Below are 19,819 nucleotides of genomic sequence, written 5' to 3'. Positions count from 1 at the left end.
TAAATCTCTACATTAAAACAAATCAAAAAGAACAATAAATGATCACAATTGTAATGTAATAAGATTAAGAATTTATTAAGAACGAGTTTATTAGTTTTATGGGATACGAGTAAGGTAATGGCAGTGGCCTAAATGAGATCTTCAATGAGGCTATTTGTATAAATTATCAATGAGTAGGGAAATTCCCTACTTATTGATAGAGAATTTAGAAGATGTTGCAATGGAAGTTACGGCTTTTACTGGGCTACAAAACCACCATCAATACTGAATAATGAGCCTGTAATAAATGAGGACTTTTCTGACAGTAAAAATTCCACAAGATTGGCAACTTCTGCTGCCGTACCCACCCGTGAGATAGGTTGCGCTAACTTTAATGATTCATAAATGTTTTCCTTGGGAACTCCCGACTTAGCCGAGTACGCACTGACAGCAGTGTGGTATAAAGGTGTTTCAATTGTTCCTGGGCATACGCAATTGATTCTAATATTATATTTTGCGTAATCAATGGCCGTGCTTTTAGTGAGTTGAGCTATAGCAGCTTTGGTTGCCCCATATATAGAACTTTCCCCTTTACCAACGAGCGATTGATCTGATCCTGTTAAAACAATAGTTCCACTATTTTGTCTTTTCATCACTGGAATTGTACATTTAAGAGCATAATAAATTCCTTTCAAATTAATATTAATGACCCGATCCAAATCCTCAATAGAGGTATCTTCTAAATTTGCAAATAAATGGATACCCGCATTTGCAAACAATAAATCGATTTTGTGTTCACGAGAAATAATATCCTGGAATGCTTTTTCTACTTCAGAAAAAATGGATATATCACAAGGAACATAATGAACTAAAGAATGGCTTTGGGTTGGTTTATGTATATCCAAGTTATAAACGCGAGCTCCTTTCTCTGCTAAAAGAGCTGCGGTAGCTTGACCAATTCCTGTGGAGCCCCCTGTTACAACAAAAATTTGGTTTGAAAACATGTTCTATCTCCAAAGATAATTAGGATTTAATTTTCTCCTTCTTGACTTTAACACCGAATGAAAAAATTACTCCACTTTCTTAAAGTAAATATATTGGATTTATGGATTGAGATGCCGTTGATGCTCCAAAATGGAGCCACATCTTTTATATGTAATAGCTTAAGAAACTCTCCTGCAAGCGTTTTGCAGAAGAGTCAATGGAGTAGAATAATACCAATCGCCTACAAACCTAATAATTATGCTCCATGCAAATTATTAAGCATTGGTTCTGTTGTATTTTTAGCGGAACTTTTAGTAGAGTTGCGTGCAAAAAACTCACAATAGTTTCGATCAGTAGTTCGTTCATGCGTGGAGTTTTTTGCTGTTCCTTCAACAGAAACTAATGAGGTTTGAGAAGTAGACGAACATTTCTCCATCCAACCTCGATAAAAATTTTGTAAACGCTTTAAAATCTCATCCTCTTCTCCAGCATTATACTTAGAAACTCTAAGCATCGCTCTTTGAATGAAGTTGGTGTTAAAATAATTTTTCTTTGTAGCTTGACCTACATTATGTCCGGGGTGATTAAAAACAAACTCAATGTTTCGTGTATTTAAAGCCTCTGCTAAAATCTCTTTCGCTGCTTTATCCATACGTTCAAGGACATCTGAATTGACATGATACCAATCGCATGCGGATAATTTAAGTTCGCCAGGTTCTTCTTTGTTGCATAATACGATATCTCTATCGGTGAATACGGGACGATTTTTTATCGTATGAGTAAATTTCTCATATTCCGCTCCTCTCTTAAAAAAAGTCATCTTAGAGTTGATTTTATCTTGAGTGAACGCAGTTTGCATTGCTCCCTGCCCGGTTCCGGTATTTGTTTTTCGTTCCAGGATGACATATTCTTCTGTACTGTGAGACTCTTCAGTTAATGGATTGGTCTTAGTAAAACGTCGTTTGGCAATGCCATCAAATTCCTGTTCTTGTCTTGAATCTGTAAGAGGGATTCGAACATTGAACGAACGATGCATATTCATAGCTAATTTATAGGCATAATCTTTGACTGAGCGTTCATATAAAGAAATATCTTGTTCAGAAGTTGATTCTTGGTGATTTAATTGCTTCGCAATCCCACTTCGTTGCAAAATGTCATGTGCAAGTTGTTCTATAGTTTCCTCAATTTCTGGCTCTTCATTATCTAAGTACTCCACTTTAGCTAATTCAACTGAATGCCCGAATGGTTCTAAAGTATAAGTAATAGGTTTTGAAAACGTAAATGCAGATAAATTATTATACCACCATTGTAAGGTCATATTGCAAAAGAAGTCTTTTTTGGGGTCAAGAGACCTTAGATACAGTTCCTCTAACTCTTTGCAAAGTTCTTCATTTTGTTGTTCTAACTTTTTTTGACGCCCTGCTACTATATTTTTCAATTGGCCTAAAACTGCACACGAATCTGCAACGTCATTTATAAAAGATACAGTATTTTCTTGCAGTTGACTGGTTTTAATTAGGTTAATTTCTCTATTTAATTGAGCTAGATTATTTTTATGAACCTCTAAAATAAGTTGTCTTATCTGATAACTTTGCAATTTTCCTTCACGACAGTTTATTTGTTGCTCTTTTTCAAATTCATTGAAATATTGAGCAAAAGCGGGTTCGTCTACCAGTAAATTCTCAATATTAGAATTAGTGCCTGTCAGCTTTGAAATTGTACCAATTGCTTGATCGTATAATTGAATTTCAAGCATTCTTTCACTGAGTTTTGTCTCTAATTTTTTCTTATAATTGTCTGGGGTAGGATGTGTGCTTTTTTCTTGGCGAATAGATAAAACTTTTTTAATATCAGAAATCATCCGATTTATTTTTTTAAATCTCTTTCAGCTTGCGCTAAAGAATGTGTCTCTTCAAATTTGCGCGTTTTTAATTTTTCCAAATCAACATTAAGTTTCTCCAGGATTTTTACTAAAGACTTACAGTCTTCCATTTGGCACAATTGTTCTTCCATTTTTATAATATGGAGACGAACCGATTCTGTATCGGAAAAACTTTGCTCAATCGTTTCCTTCTCTTCGACATCTTCATAAGGCGCACGGTCAAGAAGTGTTAGTGGTGTTTCTATAATATACTCTGTATCCATATGGCTATATTCTGTCTCTAAAGCACGTTGCGACAGTTCAAAAGACTCTTTAAGATTTGTTGAACCATCACACAAGACATCATTCCAGTCCTCTCCCTCTTTAATTGGGGCGACAATAAATAAATCGTGGCCAATTTTAAAGCCCGATTTAATAAAATGCTCTTTTGATTCTAAAAGTTGCTTCTCAGCCTCTTTATTTCCTTTATCATTATCAGCAAGCCAAACTACTTGAGCGCCAGGGATGAGCGATGCACGAATGTAAGGAATCGAACTTGTAAGTTCTTGTATCCCAAGTGAGGCGACGACAGTAAACTCCTCTGGAATAATGGATAATAATGAAGCAGCAGTTTCTACTCCTTCGGCAATGTAGATACGTGTCAAATCAGTACCTTGACGAATCATGGCAACTCTGCCAAATTTATCCATATGGTGCCTATTTTCAGTGACTCTTTTAGCATCGTTTCCAGGAGCCGCTTTTTGACCTTCCTCATTTAATTGAATCAGTTGAACTCCAGTCAAAATATTTCTCGAATCATAAATAGGAGTAACAAGACTTTTAGATTTTTCATCATACTTGAAGGTGGTGTGCTGTAAAACTTCTTTTGGAATATGGCGATGTTCCACAAGATATTTTTCTGCTAATGTACCTTCAATCGGTTTTGCTGAGGCATATAAAGTGGCAGCTTTTTTTTGTTTTTGACTTCCTTCTGAGATGCTTTTTAGTTTGTCGTTAATACCTTTATCATTCATAAAATTTGCCTCTAAGTTCACTATAAAATGATTCATGAAGTTATCTAATCACATGGAGCGAGATTAATTAAAGTTCATTTTGAGAAATTTTAATTCGCGCAACTTAACAAAATATTAAAATTGATTGATTTTTACTGGCAAAGTAGATTTTTTATCGCATAAATAGCACAACCGATAAACATCTAGTAAAATATTTAATAATATCCTTCTGTTTTTGGATGATGGTAATAAAATATCAACTTGATTAAATTAAAGTGAAAAGAGTTCAATGGATATTCATATTCAAGAGATCTTGGTAGCATTCAACGAGAGGAATTATTTTAATGATCGCAGAAAAGTTACACATCAAGTTTGATATTGAGCGCATTCAAAATTATTTTAATAAATACGTCAAGCAACTAGAGCCCGTCAAACAAAATGAGATGTTCGGTGGTTGGAGTATACTAAGTACAAGTGGGGATTATCGGGATGGTTTTCAACAAACAGAAGAGCGCTTCTACATTTTCGACCAGGAGAGTGGTGAATATAAGTTTGACTATGAAAGAGCCCATCGTGAGATTGGTTATACATGGCCTAAGATGCATGTTAATCCCACTCAAGTAGGTACTGAATACATTGCCGAGATTATCGAGACTATTTACAAGTTGGGACTACAACCCCATCATGCTCGTTGGACACGGATTTCACCGAACGGAACCACGATTTGGCATCGAGATACATGGGAAAACTGTTATAAAGTTCGGTTGCATATTCCTGTGTTCACCAACCTGGAAAGTGCGTTTGAAACGGAAGAAGGCAAGTTTCATATGCCAGCTGATGGGTCTTGTTATCTTGTTGCGGTCAATTGCTTACATAGGGCATACAATCATGGTAACGCGGATCGTATTCATATCATTATGGATGTAATTGATGATGTGGGTGTCAGCCAATATCACCGTACTGCCGAAAGTTGTCAAACAAATAACCGTTTTATCAATTGCTCTATTTCTCGAGTATTTAAAAAAATTTTGGGCTCATAGCCCAATGACAATGTAAAGCTCGAAGAGCTTATCGCTATTAGAATTGTTTCGCAGCACGTTTTTCTTTTAATTTAGGGCCATTACACTGTAGGCGCTTTTAATTATATTTAAAAGATAACTGTTTTATTGCGATGCACAAATATTCGATCTTCTAAAGCAAGCTTTAATGCACGAGCTAAAACTACTTTTTCAACATCTCTGCCATATTGTTGCATACTTTGCCAATCGTAAGCGTGATCTACATGAATGACATCTTGTTCAATGATGGGGCCTTCATCAAGATTTTCATTGACGAAATGGGCAGTAGCTCCAATAATTTTAACACCGCGATCGTAAGCTTGTTTGTAAGGATTGGCTCCAATAAAAGCAGGTAAGAATGAATGATGGATATTGATTATTTGTCCTTGATATTGTTGCGTAAAATTGGGTGTTAAAATACGCATGTATTTAGCGAGTACGATATAATCAACAGAGTCAAATTGCTTCAGGATACTGATTATTTGTGCCTCGTGTTCTTCCCGAGAGATATTGTCTGCACTTATATGATAATAAGGAATATTAAAATGACTGCATAATGGGAATAAAACATTATGGTTTGATAAAATACCAAGAATATTGGCATCTAGAAGCCCTTCTTGGTAACGAATTAAAATGTCACCTAAAACATGGGCTTCTTTGGTGGCCATAAGGACAATATTTTTTTTATGAGGTGGTTTAATGACTACCATGGTTTCTTGAGGCATTTCCTTTATTAATTGATCATATAAAAGTGATGCATCAATTTCTCCAGCTACCACGGTACGCATAAAAAATTGATGGTTCGTATTATCTACAAATTCATTATTGGTGATGATATTTAGCCCATGCTCATAAAATATCTTAGCGGCTTTATATACAAGACCTGCTCGATCTGGAGCCTGGATTAAAATACGATATTGATTCACGATAGATCTAACTCCTCTAAAACTTAGATTATATTGAATAACGATTCAATTACTTTGTTTTTGAAATCCCTATCTATTTATCCTTATTCATAATTCATGTATGCAACTCAAAATCAATTCGAGTTCCCTTTCCTTATGTTAATTTTTTCATACTTTGGTGAAGATAGCTCTTCTCCTCTTCTCTTCTTGTTGCTGAGATTATATCTCTGTATACTTGCCAAAGTTAACTTGCTATTTTTTCAAAATAGCAGCAGAAAGCACGAACAGTAAAATCCCACAGGAATAGTATTAAGCATCCCATAATTAACAAAAGGACTTGATAATGCAAATTAAATGGCAAGGCATAATCCTGCGCTTCTTTTTTTATGCAGCAGCTTTTTTTATGAACAATATTTCTCAAGCAGGAACTCCAATGTGGACATTCACACCCAATCCTGCTTTTCCCCCTAATGTATCTATGACGCAGTCTGGATACGCTTATGTGCAATATACAGTAACAAATCAATCAAGAAAAACAAAAACTTTACTTATGAATTCCATTCCTGGAGTTACTCAAATGACCACGCCAGGAAACTGTTCTAATCCCTTTACACTGGCTTATCAACAATACTGTACGCTCACTTTGTTTGTGGATGGGAGCCAACTCCTTGGTAATATTAAAGGAGGTCCTGCTGTGTGTGAACATGGCAACCCTTTACAATGTTATCAACCGAGTAATCCTTTAGATATTACAATCCGCAATGCCCGTTTCGTCATTACTCCAAGTGCAGGAGCAAATGGGATAATTTCGCCGGCAAAACCGCAAACCGTTGTTGCACACAGTAGCCTGCTTTTTACTGCGACACCAAATAGTGGTTATCAGGTTTATCAATGGTATGTGGATGGTAATCCAGCTCAATGGGGCGGTTTAAATTTTAGTTTAAACAGCATTACTGCCAATCATACCGTGGAAGTTACATTTAATCAGGCAGCAACTATATTTGGCGGTGCAGAGAATGGCCAGGTGTATTCCTCCAGTGATAATGGTCTTACTTGGAGTGGGACTATTCCGGCACAAAATCATGCGGTTAACAGTATTTATGCCACCAATACAGATATATATGCAGGTAGTGCAGACCATCACGTTTATCGTTATAGCAACAGTAGTGGAAGTTGGGATCAAGGCAAGTCTCCCGATGACTCTGAAGTAATGAGTGTTTTTGTTACTACGGAAACGACTCAAACAACTGTGTATGCAGGTACAAAGAATGGCAACTTGTTCTATTCTACGGATGATAGGAAATCGTGGACAAATCGTCCTTTACCAAATGCTGTAACTGCTGTTAATGGTATTTATGTCACAAATAATACAATTTACATAGGCAGTACAGACATTAATGAGGGGCATGTTTATTATTCGCCGGTTAATGGCAGTAGTTGGATAAAAATTCCTGGTCCTGCAGATGTTGAGGCGATACGTGATATTTTTGTGGTTAATACAATGCTCTATGCCAATACTGCACCAATTAAAATACCACCAGATAGAGATGGAAGGGGACCACGAGAGTACGTTTATACTTATGATTTAACCACAAACGGTTCTTGGAGCTCCTTTATGGATCAGGCAGTTTACAGCCTCTTTGTGAGTGCAGATGGCACTTCCATGTTAGCAGGTACACAAGATGGTTTCATTTACTCATTAATGACCGGCGATTTATATGGATTTATAACAGATACGAAGATTAATAGCGTTTTCTTACTAGGCGCAAACTAAGTTTATAGGGAGATAATTCATGTTAAAGCTAAAATCAATCTTGTTGGCTTTAGTGTCATTGAGTCTTATGGTAGCTGATTCCTACGCAGGAAAATCCGACAGACTTGTAAGCTTGCCTAGCCCGGGATCTGCTTTAGTAGAAAAAGCAGTTTTTATAAAACCAGTTGAAGCTCATAAAAAATTAAAGTTTATAGTGTGGTTAAAACTAAGAAATAAAGCTCAATTAGATAAGTTAGTGGAAGAAATTTACGATCCCCAGAGCCCTAACTATCAGCACTATTTAACCCAGGATGTTTTCGAAGGGCACTATGCGCCAACTCAAGAAGTAGAGCATACCGTACAAGAATATTTCATTGCTCAAGGCATGCAAGCAGATGTAGTCAACCATAGTGTGCATGTAGCAGCTTCTGTACAGCAAATTGAAAGTACTTTGCACACAAGTCTTAATTATTATCTCTATGATAATGGCACTTTTTATGCCAGTACAAGCAAGCCTTCGTTGCAATCTGAAATGGCGCAATACATTGTTGATATTACCGGATTAAACAATATTCCACTTTACTTCCCTAACAATGCGTCAAGCCAGACAAGTGTCAGACCTCAGGATGAAACATTCATCTGGGATTCATTAATCCCCAACGCCATTCCAACTACAACTTCGGTGCATGGGTTTTCTGGGAAGCAGTTGCAATATACCTATAACATCAATAATATTCCTTCTGTAAATGGCACCCACCTGGATGGGAAAGGACAAACATTAATCATCGTTGATGGATGTGGTGCAACGCAACCCCAACAAATTTTGAGTGATGCGAACCAATATTTTAGTGCCAATGGTATCAAGCCGTTTTTTACTTCTGGCTCCTCCCGAAATTTTGCAATGCTTAATCAAAATTTCACACCATATACTACCCTATGCACGCCCAGTAGGCCTGGAGAATATGGCTTTACTGGTGAAATTGCCCTGGATATTGAATCTTCTCACACCCTGGCTCCAGAAAATAACACTGTGTTAATTGTTACAGATGACAATAATCAAGCCGTAGCCTTGCAAAGTGTGATTGGTTATTTAACTTCCCATAACTTCACTATTGCTGGATTTTCTAACGCATACGTTATTTCTAACAGTTGGACTAGTCCTGAGTCAGCGAATGTTGATCCCAATACATCAATGGAACAATCGTTACAAACTGCCGCTGCATTTGGAATCAGCGTGCAATTTTCATCCGGAGATTGTGGCGATAACACGTATACAAGCCCTCGTAAAGGTGCAGATGGAAAAATAAAATGTCAAAACAAAGGTGATGCAAAAGCAGTGAATTATCCAGCAAGTTCTCCTTACGTTACGGCTGTAGGCGCAACTTCCGTATTTGTAGATGCTTTCTACAATTATGCTTTTGAAAATGTGTGGGGCACTTACGATGTGAAAAAGAATGGATTTGTTTCAGGTACTACAGGTGGTATTAGCCAATTTTATCAAGCACCAACTTGGCAAAGCTCGATCAGCTCGTTTTATGCTGGCGGATATGGCTATATAAATGATGCAACAAATACTGTTTGCGGGACGGAAGGGAATCAACCTTGCCGTGCAGTCCCAGATGTATCCATGTTGGGTGATCCAGGCACGGGCCTAAATATCGTACTGGATGGGGCGTATCTGCAAGATGGTGGTACTAGTTTAGCATGTCCTTTATATTCTGCTACGATGCTTTTAGTCAATCAAGCCCGTGCATTATTAAATAAACCTCGCATTGGACATACAGCACCTTATTTATATCAACTGAATACTATATTACGGTTCAAACGCGCCCTTAATCCCATTGTTCCTCCGGTTAACGTTATTGATGGGGCAACGGCTCCTGATCCATTGACTTATCCAACAGCGCCTTCAACAGCTTTTGTGTTACCGAATAAACAAGGAGATTTGGATATTTGGGGATGGGATTCTTCACTAACCATCGCTCCAGAAAGTCAATTTTGGAATGATGCAGTTGGAGTAGGCTCACCAAATCTTCCTCACTTTGTCCCCTTTATGGCAAATCTGTAAGTTGAGTCTAAGGGAAAATAATGGAGTGCTTTTGATAGTGCGCTCGCTTTTAAAAGCATGTTGCACTATCAGAAAAAGTCAGCAATAAGCACAGCCTTTGGGGGTTAAGACCGATAGTGTTTATGAATTTTTACGATAGACTGTTGTTGCGTGAGGAGGTCGATGATCATCGGATTGAAACCCATCTTTATCGACTCCTTTGCCTTGTTTCATTTCCTTTTTATTCACTCGTTCGATTTCTTGTTTCACCGCTTTTTCCATTCGGTCGTAGGCTTGTTGCGTTCCTGTTTTGATTCCCAACATTTCAGCAAATTTGCTAATAAGACTTTGACTTCTACGTATATCAAACAATTTGTTATGTGCAACACGGTGGACTGTAATTTTGTCTAGAAGAACAGTGAGCGGTAATTGGGGTTTTCCTGCTATTTCTTGATATAGATGTTTTAATTCATCAAACTTTTTTCTTGTAGTGTCAGATGCGGGATTAGTTTTAGGCAAATTCTCAAGTTTTTTATAGAGTTCTTTAAGCACTTTCATTTGCGTTGAGTTTACCTCAAAACAATTGGGTGGTTGTGGCAGAACATAAAATGAATTTGCCGTTGGTTTTCCACCAACCAGCTTTGTTTTGTAATCTAGTCCAATCGCAAACAAAGCAGGAACATCTGGAGAATAGTGCAACGTGTAATTAAGAAGAGCGCGTGCTGTAGTGCGGCAAGTGTTAGATGCTTTAATTTCTTTGGAGCCATTAATTATCTCTTCGCGTATTTGTTGCTTATCGTTAGCGCATTCATGCTCAAAAGTTTTAATTGGTTTATATTCGAAGGTAACTTTTCCTGCTTCTTCTTGAGTAGGGATATAACAATCGATGCCACTTCTAAGATCGTGTATCCCTCTTTGGGGATAAGTCAATTCTTTATAGGGTACATCAGGAAGTTCTCTCTCCTGATAGTACTTTAATTGATTCTCATGAATCTCTTTTGTGAGTGCTAGAAACTCTAGATATTGTTCATAGGAGATGGAGTATGATTGATAGCTAATGTCTGAAGTAGTATCTTGATTCTTGGTGCTAATACCCTCATCTACTAATGAAGCCTCTGTGTGAGAGCCTAGAGCTTTCCCAAACATAGTAAATTGTTTCCCGCAACTTGTACCAAAGCTTGGGTCGATGAGATTTCCTTTACCTACTCTGGCTAAAAGTTGAGGTTTATTGTCGACCATGACTCCTAACATAACAAAGCTATGAATTCCTTCTTTTGCAATAGTTATAAAAAATTCGCTATCCTTATCTACTGTAATTGACGTTAATCCGGGCATCTCAGCACCTTAAATTGTGTTCTATAATTGACATTGTAGATTAATTTGTATTCATTGGGAATACATAGGGTACCATATGGTTAAAAAAATTCTTTTCGTTTTTGCTGGTACAGGAGTTAATGCACAAATGATTCGTGATTTCACCGAAGGTAGAACAGAAGATACTGGTGAAACATTTAATGATGATGTGATTCGGGTGTATTTTAATGGTTGCCAAGACAAACATATTGGAGGCCATTCAAAACTTAAGGGATATTTAGATCCAAATCTTGATGTTGTCGCAAATAAGGTGCGTCGAGCTTTTTCTAAAGATGGAGTAGTCACGTTGAATCTTTCTGAGTTAAAAAGAGAATTTGGCAGTGCAGTCATTATTGAACCAAAAGAAGGATTAATGGATGTGGAAGAAGTAAATGACATTACCTTAAATGGTTTCAGTCGTGGCGCAGTGGCTACTTTTGCAACGGCTAGAGCGCTCGATGATTTAGATACTCCTTTGTCGATTTTAGCTGAAGATCCAGTCCCAGGTAATGATCGTCAAGATACATATAAACATGATTCCTTATATGGCAAAAATTTTGATTTAAGTCATTGTAGTAATATTGCTCGAGGAGAAATATTACTCGGAACCTATTCGAAACATAATAAAGGTTGGGAAAATAAGTGGTTTAGACAAATGGCTCCTAAGTTTAACACAACCACTGATAGCCATATTTTTATGGTTCCTAAAAAGATGCATGTCGAATTTAATCGAAGAACCGCAACATATACCTCAAGCTTTTTATATAATAGAGGTTTAACTGCTGTGAGTCTTGCCTGGAGAGAAGAGAATGACCGCGCCTATGTCATTCCGAAAGTAGAGCAACAAAAATTTCATTTTGGCGTTGTAGGGAGGGCTGAATACTTACCCTCCTATAAAAGGAGCGTGCTTCGAGATTTGAAAAACCAGTATGAACCAGAAATTCTTTGTCCTTTAGACGAGGATAGCAGATTTAAATGGGCGCAGGCACTTTTAGCATTACATCATGCAACGATGGACGAATCAGTTTTTGAGACTTTATCGAAAGCCGTTTTAAAAAATACAGATAAAGCTAAAGGATTGCGAGAATTTATCGTGGAATTTGATAGTATCGTTCAATACAGTAAAGAGCAAAGCACTTTAAAAGCAGATCATAAACGAGCAATGACTGAATTAGAAAAAAATATATATAAACTGATTGCAGATTTTTATAAATTAGACAACCCAAGCTTGAAACAGAAGGAGTCTCTTGCCCAAGCAATCCAAGCAAACATTAGCCTTGCAAAACGTGACCTACCCAGCAAGGTTTATGATAAATTGAAGGAATTAACCGCAAATTTATTAAGTGAAAATACTTTAATGCATCCACACTTAATAAAATTTATTGATGAAAGTGAAACTTTTTCTGCAAATTTGCTTACTGCTGATCAACCGGTACTTGATGGTGTTGTAACGAGTGCCAAAGAGTTATCACAAAAATTATTTCATAGTTCTGCAAGACAACGTACAGTAGTATTTGAGCAAAAAAAGAACTCTCTAGGAGAATTGATAACCAATGCGACTGATTTGGCTAATATTACTTCATTTTTAACTCCAAAGCAGTTAAAAGAGGTGCTTGAGATAAATAACAAAATTACAACAATGGCTGATGTACTTTTGATCATGAAAACACTTCCAACGTATGAACACCGAAAAATCATCTATCATGCTGTTAAAGAAGATTTAATCGATATGAGGCCAACATTGGATGAATTAGTAGTGCTAATGGAATACTTATCTGATAAAAAATGTGAGGAGCTTTGCCAGATAATCCCACTTCAAGAATTGGAGGTGATAGATTTAATGTCCTCAAATGATTTAATGAGCCAAAGACTTACTGACGGTAAAATTGCCTTACTCAAAAAAGTATTGGAAGTTATACCTGAAGAACCACTATCATGTAGCATGCATATTCGATAAACGAAGAACATTAAGCGCTTTATATTGAAGTCACATAAATAGCAGAAACTATTTAACGGACTTGTTCATTATGGATAAAATTATGACAAGGAGTCATTGCTTATGATGGCGTTAATACAGGCAATTTTCTTTTCTTTTGCCGCACTTTTTCCTATTGTAAATCCTGTGGGAGCTTCTATTGTTTTTCTGACTTTAGTAAAAGGTGCTTCAAGACAACAAATTAATGCACTGGCCATGAAAATTTCAATATATACAGTCGTTATGTTGTTGCTCGTTCTTGTAGTTGGCTCATTAATATTATCTATATTTGGCATAACTGTACCTATAGTCCTAATCAGCGGGGGGTTGTTACTCACGCAAGTAGGTTGGCAAATGCTGCATAAGCCGCATGATGAATCAACAGAATTGTCTTCATCTGCAAGCCAGAACAAAAAAATAAGTCAATTAAAAGACATTGAAGATCCTAGGGCATTTTATCCTTTAACTTTGCCTGTAACTGCAGGCCCTACTTGCATCGCAATTACAATCGCTTTGGGAGCGCATGGTGTTCAAAATGTCTGGGAAAGCAAATTTTTAGCCATGTTAGGATATTCCATTGGTATCGTGCTGATTGGTCTTAGTGTATTTTTTTGCTATCGTTATTCTTATTATATTTTTGATAAATTAAAAGATGCAGGCAAAAATGTAGTGATGAGTTTGGCTGCTTTCCTTAATATTTGTATTGGACTGCAAATTATCTGGCGTGGAATAGAAATGTTAATACCTAAATAAAGGAGTGGTATTATGATCGTTAAAAAGGACCAAAAAAAATCAAAAGCGAGTACCCATTCAACCTCTGTCTATGCAAGCCGTTACGATTTAGATGATTTCTCAGTAGCAACCTGTAATGAATATGGCATGTCACCTGCTGTGGCCAAGCAACTTATTGAAGATGAGTTATGCTTAGAGGCCACACCTATTTTAAATTTGGCAAGTTTTGTTACCACATGGATGGAGCCTGAGGCTGAAGAATTAATTAAGCAAAGCATCAATAAAAATTTTATTAATTATGAAGAATATCCGCGAGTGCAAGAAATCCACCAACGATGTGTACATATTCTTGCCGATTTATTAAACATTCCAGAGGGATGTGATTATGTTGGGACTGCTACAGTTGGTTCTTCTGAAGCAATCATGCTTGCAGGGCTTGCGCATAAATTTAGTTGGCGCAACAAGCGCAAGATGCAAGGTCTTGAGAGCAGTAAGCCTAATATTATTATGGGAGCAAATGTCCAAGTTTGCTGGGACAAATTTGCTCGCTATTTTGATGTTGAAGCACGTATTATTCCTCTTAAAAAAAATAAATTTACGATTAGTGCTGAGGATGTTGCGTCACTAATTGATGAAAATACTATTTGTATTGCGGCTGTTTTAGGGAGTACTTTTACTGGTGAATACGATGAAATCGAGGAAATTAATGATTTACTTACTCAAGTAAAAAAGGAAAAGGGCTGGGACATTCCTTTACATGTTGATGGTGCGAGTGGTGGGTTTATTTCCATGTTTTATGATAACGCCATTAAATGGGATTTTCGCCTTGAACAAGTTAAGTCAATTAATCTTTCTGGCCATAAATATGGCTTAGTTTATCCAAGTGTAGGCTGGCTACTTTTTAGAGAGGAGGCGGTTGTACCTAAGGATTTGATTTTTGAAGTAAATTACTTGGGAGGGCAGATGCCAACGTATACGCTTAATTTTTCAAGAAGTAGTTCGATGGTCATTGCTCAGTATTATAATTTTTTAAGGCTTGGAAAAAAGGGATATAAAAAAATTATCAGCAATATGTTAGCGGTTAGTGACGTAGTGGTTCAAGGATTAACTGCTACTGGCAAATTTGATTTACTAGGCGAGCGACGCATGGCGCCAGTCGTAACTGTTGCACTCAAAGATAATACGAATTATTCAGTTTTTGATGTTTCTAGAAAGTTGCGAGAATATGGTTGGATAGTCCCTGCATACACTCTGCCAGAAGCGGCAGATGAAGTTGAAGCTTTACGGGTAGTTATTAAAGAAAATATGAGCTCTATGATGGCCCGTCACTTTATTGCTTCAGTGGAAGACGTATTAAAAGAATTAGAAGAGTCCAAAGGAAAGTCCGAGAAATACCAAGGTAAATCTTTAGGAATGCATTAAAGGAACAAAGAGTTAGATTGAAGAAGTTGTTCATCGTCTATCAACATCATTAGGACGTGCTAAAAATAGATGAATAAAAATTTAAGCGGTTTGAGTTTACTGTGGATTTCAATTACCAGCATGATAGGTTCCGGTTGGTTGTTTGGTGCTTTATATTCCGCACATTTTGCTGGTCCTGCCGCAATTATTGCTTGGCCATTGGCAGGTTTTTTACTTCTATTTGTAGCATTATCCTATGCTGAATTAGGTACAATGTTTCCACAATCAGATAGCTTAGCTTGCCTGCCTTTGTATACTCATGGGCGCTTAACTGGGATCATTATGAGCAGCATGGCTTGGTTTTCTTTGGCCATTTTGCCTGTCATTGAAACACAAGGTGTTCTTCAATACGCCAGTAACTACATACCAGGCCTGGTTATCCATAATGGTATTTACTATAAAAATACTCCCTTGGGTTATGTGTCATCTTTGGTGGTATTAATGAGTTTTGTTTTTTTAAATTATTTTGGCATGGGTTTTTTTGCCCGTATTAATGCAGCATTTACGGTTTGGAAAATAGTAATTCCCACGCTTACCATCATAAGCCTAGTCACTATGAGTTACCACCCCAATAATTTTTTTCAATACGGTGGCTTCATGCCTTATGGTTGGGAGGGCATTATGGCGGCAATGTCGAGTGGAGGGGTACTATTCTCCCTATTGGGATTTAGACAGGTGATTGTTATGATGGGAGAGCTCGAAAAACCAGGACAATTTGTCCCTCTGATTTTGGGTGGTTCATTAGTACTCGTCACCTTACTTTATACAGGGTTACAATGGTCCTTTATTGGTAGTGTGAGCGAACAGGCGCTTGAAAAAGGCTGGGTGAATTTGTCGTTTACTGGTGATGCAGGCCCATTTGCAGCTTTGGCAGCGTTAGTGGGAATGGTTTGGTTGAGTATTTTATTATATGTTGATGCTTTTATATCCCCTTATTCTACGGGTTTGGTGTATTCAACAACAGCAGCGCATATGTTAAGCAGTATGGATTCCGTGGTTTCCACCCCAAGAATTTTTGCTAAACGTAATAAGTATCAAGTGCCTTGGGTTAGTTTAGGCGTGAATTTTTTACTTGCTGCCTCAATGTCGTTTGTGTTGCATGGTTGGCAGGAGATGTCTGCTTTTCTTGTGGCAATACTAATGATTAGCTATTCCATAGGACCTGTAGGATTAGTTTGTTTACGTAAACAATTGCCTGATTATAAAAGACCTTTTCGTTTGCAAGGGTGTAGCATTATTGCTTTTATTGGCTTTTATGTTTGTACGGTTGGTGTTTATTGGGCAGGTTTCCATAGTGTCCGAAAGTTATTGGTGATCACTATTTTGGGGGTGGCAGGTTCTTTCCTTTATTGCTTCATGAAAAAAACGCATCGAGATCTTGATGGCAAACATTCTCTTTGGTTTATATTATATCTTTTGGGGCTTAGTATTTTCTCTTATCTTGGTAATTATGGCGGCAAACTTATCCTACCGCGGTATTGGGATTTAGTCTATTTACTATTTTTCAGTTTAATCATGTTTGTGTGCGCTATATTCTCCAGAAAGTCCAATACTCATACACAAAAATTAGTTGTAAAAAGGTGTGAACTCAGTCACCATTAATTCTATCTTAGAAATTAAAGGTTCATTATGAATCTGAATACAATCCTGATGAGAAAGTGATTCACCTTATATCCTTACAAAGGTACTTTGTTTGGCTAAACCCTCCATATGGGAATATTCGTTCACGGTTGAGTTATGTGTTTCATATTTAATAATACAGACAGTTCTCTTGGATTATGTAAAACGTCAGCTAAGGTATAACGCTCTAAAACCTTCATAAATGCACTTTGAGCTTCATGTAAGATGCCTTTTAATCGACATACTGGAGCAATGCAGCAGTTTGCTTTTTCTTTATTAAAACAAGGTACTAAATCAAAATGAGGCTCTAATTGAGCAATCAGTTTCCCCAAATTAATGGTTTCGGGTTCAGCCGCTATTAAAAGCCCTCCTCCCTTGCCACGGCTGGTTTTAATCAATCCCAGTTTGGCTAAGTTATGAATGATTTTAACCATATGATTATTCGAAATGGTGTATGCATCAGTAATGTCTTTAATCGTGCATGATTCTTTTCTCAAAGTGATATAAATCAAAGCACGCAAGGAATAATCAGTAAATTGGGTGAGTTGCATTATTAATTCCTAATAGTTAGTTGACTCTGATTATTTCTTTTTATAAGATGTATTGCAAATACATCTTATAAAAAGAAAGGGGGAGGCTATGCATAAATCGTTATTTGAGCGTCTTGGCGGCCAAGAGGCTGTTAATAGTGCAGTTGACATTTTCTATCGCAAAATGTTGATGGATGAACGAGTAAGCCATTTTTTTGATGATATTGATATGGATCAACAAATCTTAAAGCAGAAAGGATTCTTAACTTGGGTCTTCGGAGGTCCCAACCACTACAGTGGAAAAAATATGCGTGAGGGACATGCTCATTTGCTCAAACGTGGATTGAATGATACACATGTAGATATTGTCATCGAACATCTAGGTGCAACCCTCAATGAATTAGGGGTGGGGGCAGAAGATATCGAACAAGTCGCTACTCTTGCCAATAGCGTACGGGATGAAGTTTTGGGGCGCTCATGAGCAGTATAGACTTTAATAATCAATCATATCGCTTAGCACCTCAGGAAAATGTGTTACAGTGCCTTTTACGTCATGGCGTGAATTACCCTAACTCCTGTCAGGCTGGTATTTGTCAATCTTGTTTGATTAAAGCCAAAAATGGTGTAATTCATCCCTCCTGGCAAGAGGGATTACCGGAGACTCTTAAATCCCAAGGTTACTTTCTAGCGTGTCTTGCAAAACCAGAAGCCGGACTTCAGGTAGTAGCACCTGATAGTGCGGAGTGTGAAATAGAGGCAAAAATAATAGATCTGAAACTACTTAACTATAATGTAATGCAAATCAAGCTTGGTGTAGAGAATCTAGATGGGTGGATTCCAGGCCAATATCTAAGTCTGATTAATCCTGAAGGCATCATGCGAAGTTATTCCATTGCGAACATACCTATAAAAGAAGGATTTATTGAGTTACACGTTAAAATTTATCCTAATGGCAGTATGGGACAATGGCTTTTGCATAAGGCAACAAAACATATCGATGTCAAACTTAGGGGCCCTTTTGGTCGTTGTTTTTATTATAATCCCGATCAATTAGCTTTTGATATCCTATTAGCCGGAACAGGCACAGGGCTTGCACCACTTATCGCGATAATTAAAAGCGCATTAAGTCAAAACCACCAAGGATTAATTACATTGGTACATGGTGGTCTTAGCGATGAGGACATATACTATCGAGAAGAGCTGGAAATGCTATCAGCGGTATTTAACTCTTTTGTCTATGACCCTTGCGTACTCCAAAGCCATGGACGTTATCCGGAAGCCTCGGTAGAAAAACGCGTATTGATTCATTTAAATGTCTCTAAAGCAACGCGTGTCTATGTTTGTGGTCCTCAAGAGACAACCAATAAATTGAAAAGGCAGATTTTTCTTGCAGGTGTGCCTTCCCATGCTATATTAAGTGATGTATTTCTGTGAGTGTCGTTCATCATTTAATGCGGCACTTAAAGTGCCGCATTAAATGTTAAGAGTTACGTTTTGTATTTCATCTGATAAGTCTTTTTTATCTCTGAGCAATTAGAAATATCTTCACTTAAAATCCAATAAATTTTTTCGCATAAGGAGGGAATCATCAAACCTTGTGGCGCAGAGTTGATGAGGTTATTGGTTTTAGCAATAGGTCCTAAAATTACCTATAATTAATTAAAATATAAATATCATATTATATTATGAAATTAAATTTGACCACTTTTTCAGAAGAGCATAAAAACATTCTGCGAGCTAAAAGAACTTTAGCATTGGAAGCACTCGATACAATTGCTGCTTATTTAGTAGAAAATGGTGATGTGGAATCAGAATGGAGAATGATGTTAAGTCAGGAGCATATGATCAATTACTATGATGTCATTCCTGATAAAGGCCCCCTTAGAACCCATGAAATTGATTTAGAACTTATAGCTGCTTGTGAAAATGGTCATGTAGAGAAAAAGATATTTAAAAAAGATGCCTTAAAAGCCAATAAGGCACTACTTCGAATGGTCTCTACTAAATTGAATGAGAGAAAGACAAAACTAATGCACATGAGAGAGGGGGCACCTAATGATCACCTTGAACTAATTAACGCTCACATAGAGCATACAGAAAGTTTAATAAAAAAATGTTTTAATTTAAAAATAAGCGGCCAACTTCTCATTACAGAAGTCGGGGGATTACATTTTATTGACGAAATTCTTAAGCAAATTAAAGATAATGGAGTTAATAGTCTTACTCATGAGCGCTATATGTCATTCAAAAGGAATCTGGATGATTTAAAAGAACTTGTCCATATGTATTCTTTGGAGCGTGCTCAAGAGGATTATCACACGCTTTGCAGTAGAAAAGATGTTGTTGAAAAACGGCAACAATTTAATAAGTCTTTTAATGTTTGCAAATCATTATTACACTCTTTCGCACAGGATGGGACATTAGACTCTGATACGGAGCGATCGATTCTCATGAACTTTAACAATTTGCAGCATATGTTTTTTGCAAAATGCGGTGTGTATTTTAGGATTCTAACGCATCGAAGATCCTCTCATTAGTCTTATCTATT

General features: G+C 37.1%; 16 protein-coding genes. 10 read left to right on the top strand and 6 right to left on the bottom strand.

Going from position 1 to position 19,819, the window contains the following annotated elements; translation table 11 throughout:
- Positions 1-236 precede the first annotated feature (236 nt).
- The 3 genes from EL220_RS15235 to EL220_RS15225 all read right to left on the bottom strand — a co-directional run bounded on the left by EL220_RS15235 (position 237) and on the right by EL220_RS15225 (position 3,858).
- Positions 237-983, bottom strand: coding sequence for an SDR family NAD(P)-dependent oxidoreductase (locus EL220_RS15235; protein WP_027271780.1), 747 nt, complete (start codon positions 981-983; stop codon positions 237-239).
- 236 nt (positions 984-1,219) lie between these two features.
- Positions 1,220-2,824, bottom strand: a complete 1,605-nt coding sequence (locus tag EL220_RS15230; RefSeq protein ID WP_128130928.1) for a hypothetical protein — start codon at positions 2,822-2,824, stop codon at positions 1,220-1,222.
- Between the two features lie 5 nt (positions 2,825-2,829).
- Positions 2,830-3,858 carry a toprim domain-containing protein gene (locus tag EL220_RS15225; RefSeq protein WP_164838770.1) on the bottom strand — a complete coding sequence of 343 codons (1,029 nt, stop codon included), beginning with the start codon at positions 3,856-3,858 and terminating at the stop codon, positions 2,830-2,832.
- A 323-nt stretch (positions 3,859-4,181) separates the two neighbouring features.
- Here EL220_RS15225 and EL220_RS15220 point away from each other — a divergent pair, with 323 nt between their 5' ends.
- Positions 4,182-4,877, top strand: a complete 696-nt coding sequence (locus EL220_RS15220; protein WP_027271782.1) for an aspartyl/asparaginyl beta-hydroxylase domain-containing protein — start codon at positions 4,182-4,184, stop codon at positions 4,875-4,877.
- A gap of 107 nt (positions 4,878-4,984) precedes the next feature.
- Here the strand turns inward: EL220_RS15220 and purU are convergent, their stop codons facing one another.
- Entirely contained in the window at positions 4,985-5,821 is an 837-nt protein-coding gene (purU, locus tag EL220_RS15215; RefSeq protein WP_027271783.1) for a formyltetrahydrofolate deformylase, read from the bottom strand.
- Positions 5,822-6,143: 322 nt separating this feature from the next.
- Here purU and EL220_RS15210 point away from each other — a divergent pair, with 322 nt between their 5' ends.
- On the top strand, positions 6,144-7,574 hold the full coding sequence (locus EL220_RS15210) for a WD40/YVTN/BNR-like repeat-containing protein (RefSeq protein ID WP_027271784.1): 1,431 nt from the start codon (positions 6,144-6,146) through the stop codon (positions 7,572-7,574).
- 19 nt (positions 7,575-7,593) lie between these two features.
- On the top strand, positions 7,594-9,621 hold the full coding sequence (locus tag EL220_RS15205; RefSeq protein ID WP_027271785.1) for a S53 family peptidase: 2,028 nt from the start codon (positions 7,594-7,596) through the stop codon (positions 9,619-9,621).
- A gap of 120 nt (positions 9,622-9,741) precedes the next feature.
- Here the strand turns inward: EL220_RS15205 and EL220_RS15200 are convergent, their stop codons facing one another.
- A complete protein-coding gene (locus tag EL220_RS15200) occupies positions 9,742-10,935 on the bottom strand; it encodes a hypothetical protein (RefSeq protein WP_027271786.1) in 1,194 nt (397 codons plus the stop codon).
- 76 nt (positions 10,936-11,011) lie between these two features.
- Between EL220_RS15200 and EL220_RS15195 the strand changes: the two genes are divergently transcribed.
- From EL220_RS15195 to EL220_RS15180, 4 genes are all read left to right on the top strand, one after another.
- Positions 11,012-12,910: a hypothetical protein gene (locus tag EL220_RS15195; protein ID WP_027271787.1), complete on the top strand. Its 1,899-nt coding sequence runs from the start codon at positions 11,012-11,014 to the stop codon at positions 12,908-12,910.
- Between the two features lie 102 nt (positions 12,911-13,012).
- Positions 13,013-13,681 (top strand): MarC family protein, encoded by a 669-nt coding sequence (locus EL220_RS15190; RefSeq protein ID WP_027271788.1) that lies wholly within the window; start codon positions 13,013-13,015, stop codon positions 13,679-13,681.
- A gap of 12 nt (positions 13,682-13,693) precedes the next feature.
- Complete coding sequence (locus tag EL220_RS15185; protein WP_027271789.1) at positions 13,694-15,082, top strand: glutamate decarboxylase; 1,389 nt, start codon at positions 13,694-13,696, stop codon at positions 15,080-15,082.
- A gap of 69 nt (positions 15,083-15,151) precedes the next feature.
- Complete coding sequence (locus tag EL220_RS15180; RefSeq protein WP_027271790.1) at positions 15,152-16,723, top strand: APC family permease; 1,572 nt, start codon at positions 15,152-15,154, stop codon at positions 16,721-16,723.
- Positions 16,724-16,845: 122 nt separating this feature from the next.
- Here EL220_RS15180 and EL220_RS15175 read toward each other — a convergent pair whose 3' ends face one another.
- Positions 16,846-17,292, bottom strand: coding sequence for an Rrf2 family transcriptional regulator (locus EL220_RS15175; RefSeq protein ID WP_027271791.1), 447 nt, complete (start codon positions 17,290-17,292; stop codon positions 16,846-16,848).
- Positions 17,293-17,380: 88 nt separating this feature from the next.
- Between EL220_RS15175 and EL220_RS15170 the strand changes: the two genes are divergently transcribed.
- The 3 genes from EL220_RS15170 to EL220_RS15160 all read left to right on the top strand — a co-directional run bounded on the left by EL220_RS15170 (position 17,381) and on the right by EL220_RS15160 (position 19,808).
- Positions 17,381-17,752 carry a group I truncated hemoglobin gene (locus EL220_RS15170; protein ID WP_027271792.1) on the top strand — a complete coding sequence of 124 codons (372 nt, stop codon included), beginning with the start codon at positions 17,381-17,383 and terminating at the stop codon, positions 17,750-17,752.
- A complete protein-coding gene (locus EL220_RS15165) occupies positions 17,749-18,705 on the top strand; it encodes an FAD-binding oxidoreductase (RefSeq protein ID WP_027271793.1) in 957 nt (318 codons plus the stop codon). Before EL220_RS15170 ends, EL220_RS15165 begins: the two co-directional genes overlap by 4 nt.
- Before the next feature lie 251 nt (positions 18,706-18,956).
- Positions 18,957-19,808, top strand: coding sequence for a hypothetical protein (locus EL220_RS15160; protein ID WP_027271794.1), 852 nt, complete (start codon positions 18,957-18,959; stop codon positions 19,806-19,808).
- Positions 19,809-19,819: the final 11 nt, after the last annotated feature.

The sequence above is a fragment of the Legionella sainthelensi genome, from assembly GCF_900637685.1.
In the GTDB taxonomy this organism is placed as follows: domain Bacteria; phylum Pseudomonadota; class Gammaproteobacteria; order Legionellales; family Legionellaceae; genus Legionella; species Legionella sainthelensi.
This window is presented reverse-complemented; position numbering and strand designations above follow the sequence as displayed.

Coding starts and splice junctions, on each gene's coding strand:
- EL220_RS15235 (WP_027271780.1), bottom strand. CDS start 983: ATGTTTTCAAACCAAATTTTTGTTGTAACAGGGGGCTCCACAGGAATT.
- EL220_RS15230 (WP_128130928.1), bottom strand. CDS start 2,824: ATGATTTCTGATATTAAAAAAGTTTTATCTATTCGCCAAGAAAAAAGC.
- EL220_RS15225 (WP_164838770.1), bottom strand. CDS start 3,858: ATGAATGATAAAGGTATTAACGACAAACTAAAAAGCATCTCAGAAGGA.
- EL220_RS15220 (WP_027271782.1), top strand. CDS start 4,182: ATGATCGCAGAAAAGTTACACATCAAGTTTGATATTGAGCGCATTCAA.
- EL220_RS15210 (WP_027271784.1), top strand. CDS start 6,144: ATGCAAATTAAATGGCAAGGCATAATCCTGCGCTTCTTTTTTTATGCA.
- EL220_RS15205 (WP_027271785.1), top strand. CDS start 7,594: ATGTTAAAGCTAAAATCAATCTTGTTGGCTTTAGTGTCATTGAGTCTT.
- EL220_RS15200 (WP_027271786.1), bottom strand. CDS start 10,935: ATGCCCGGATTAACGTCAATTACAGTAGATAAGGATAGCGAATTTTTT.
- EL220_RS15195 (WP_027271787.1), top strand. CDS start 11,012: ATGGTTAAAAAAATTCTTTTCGTTTTTGCTGGTACAGGAGTTAATGCA.
- EL220_RS15190 (WP_027271788.1), top strand. CDS start 13,013: ATGATGGCGTTAATACAGGCAATTTTCTTTTCTTTTGCCGCACTTTTT.
- EL220_RS15185 (WP_027271789.1), top strand. CDS start 13,694: ATGATCGTTAAAAAGGACCAAAAAAAATCAAAAGCGAGTACCCATTCA.
- EL220_RS15180 (WP_027271790.1), top strand. CDS start 15,152: ATGAATAAAAATTTAAGCGGTTTGAGTTTACTGTGGATTTCAATTACC.
- EL220_RS15175 (WP_027271791.1), bottom strand. CDS start 17,292: ATGCAACTCACCCAATTTACTGATTATTCCTTGCGTGCTTTGATTTAT.
- EL220_RS15170 (WP_027271792.1), top strand. CDS start 17,381: ATGCATAAATCGTTATTTGAGCGTCTTGGCGGCCAAGAGGCTGTTAAT.
- EL220_RS15165 (WP_027271793.1), top strand. CDS start 17,749: ATGAGCAGTATAGACTTTAATAATCAATCATATCGCTTAGCACCTCAG.
- EL220_RS15160 (WP_027271794.1), top strand. CDS start 18,957: ATGAAATTAAATTTGACCACTTTTTCAGAAGAGCATAAAAACATTCTG.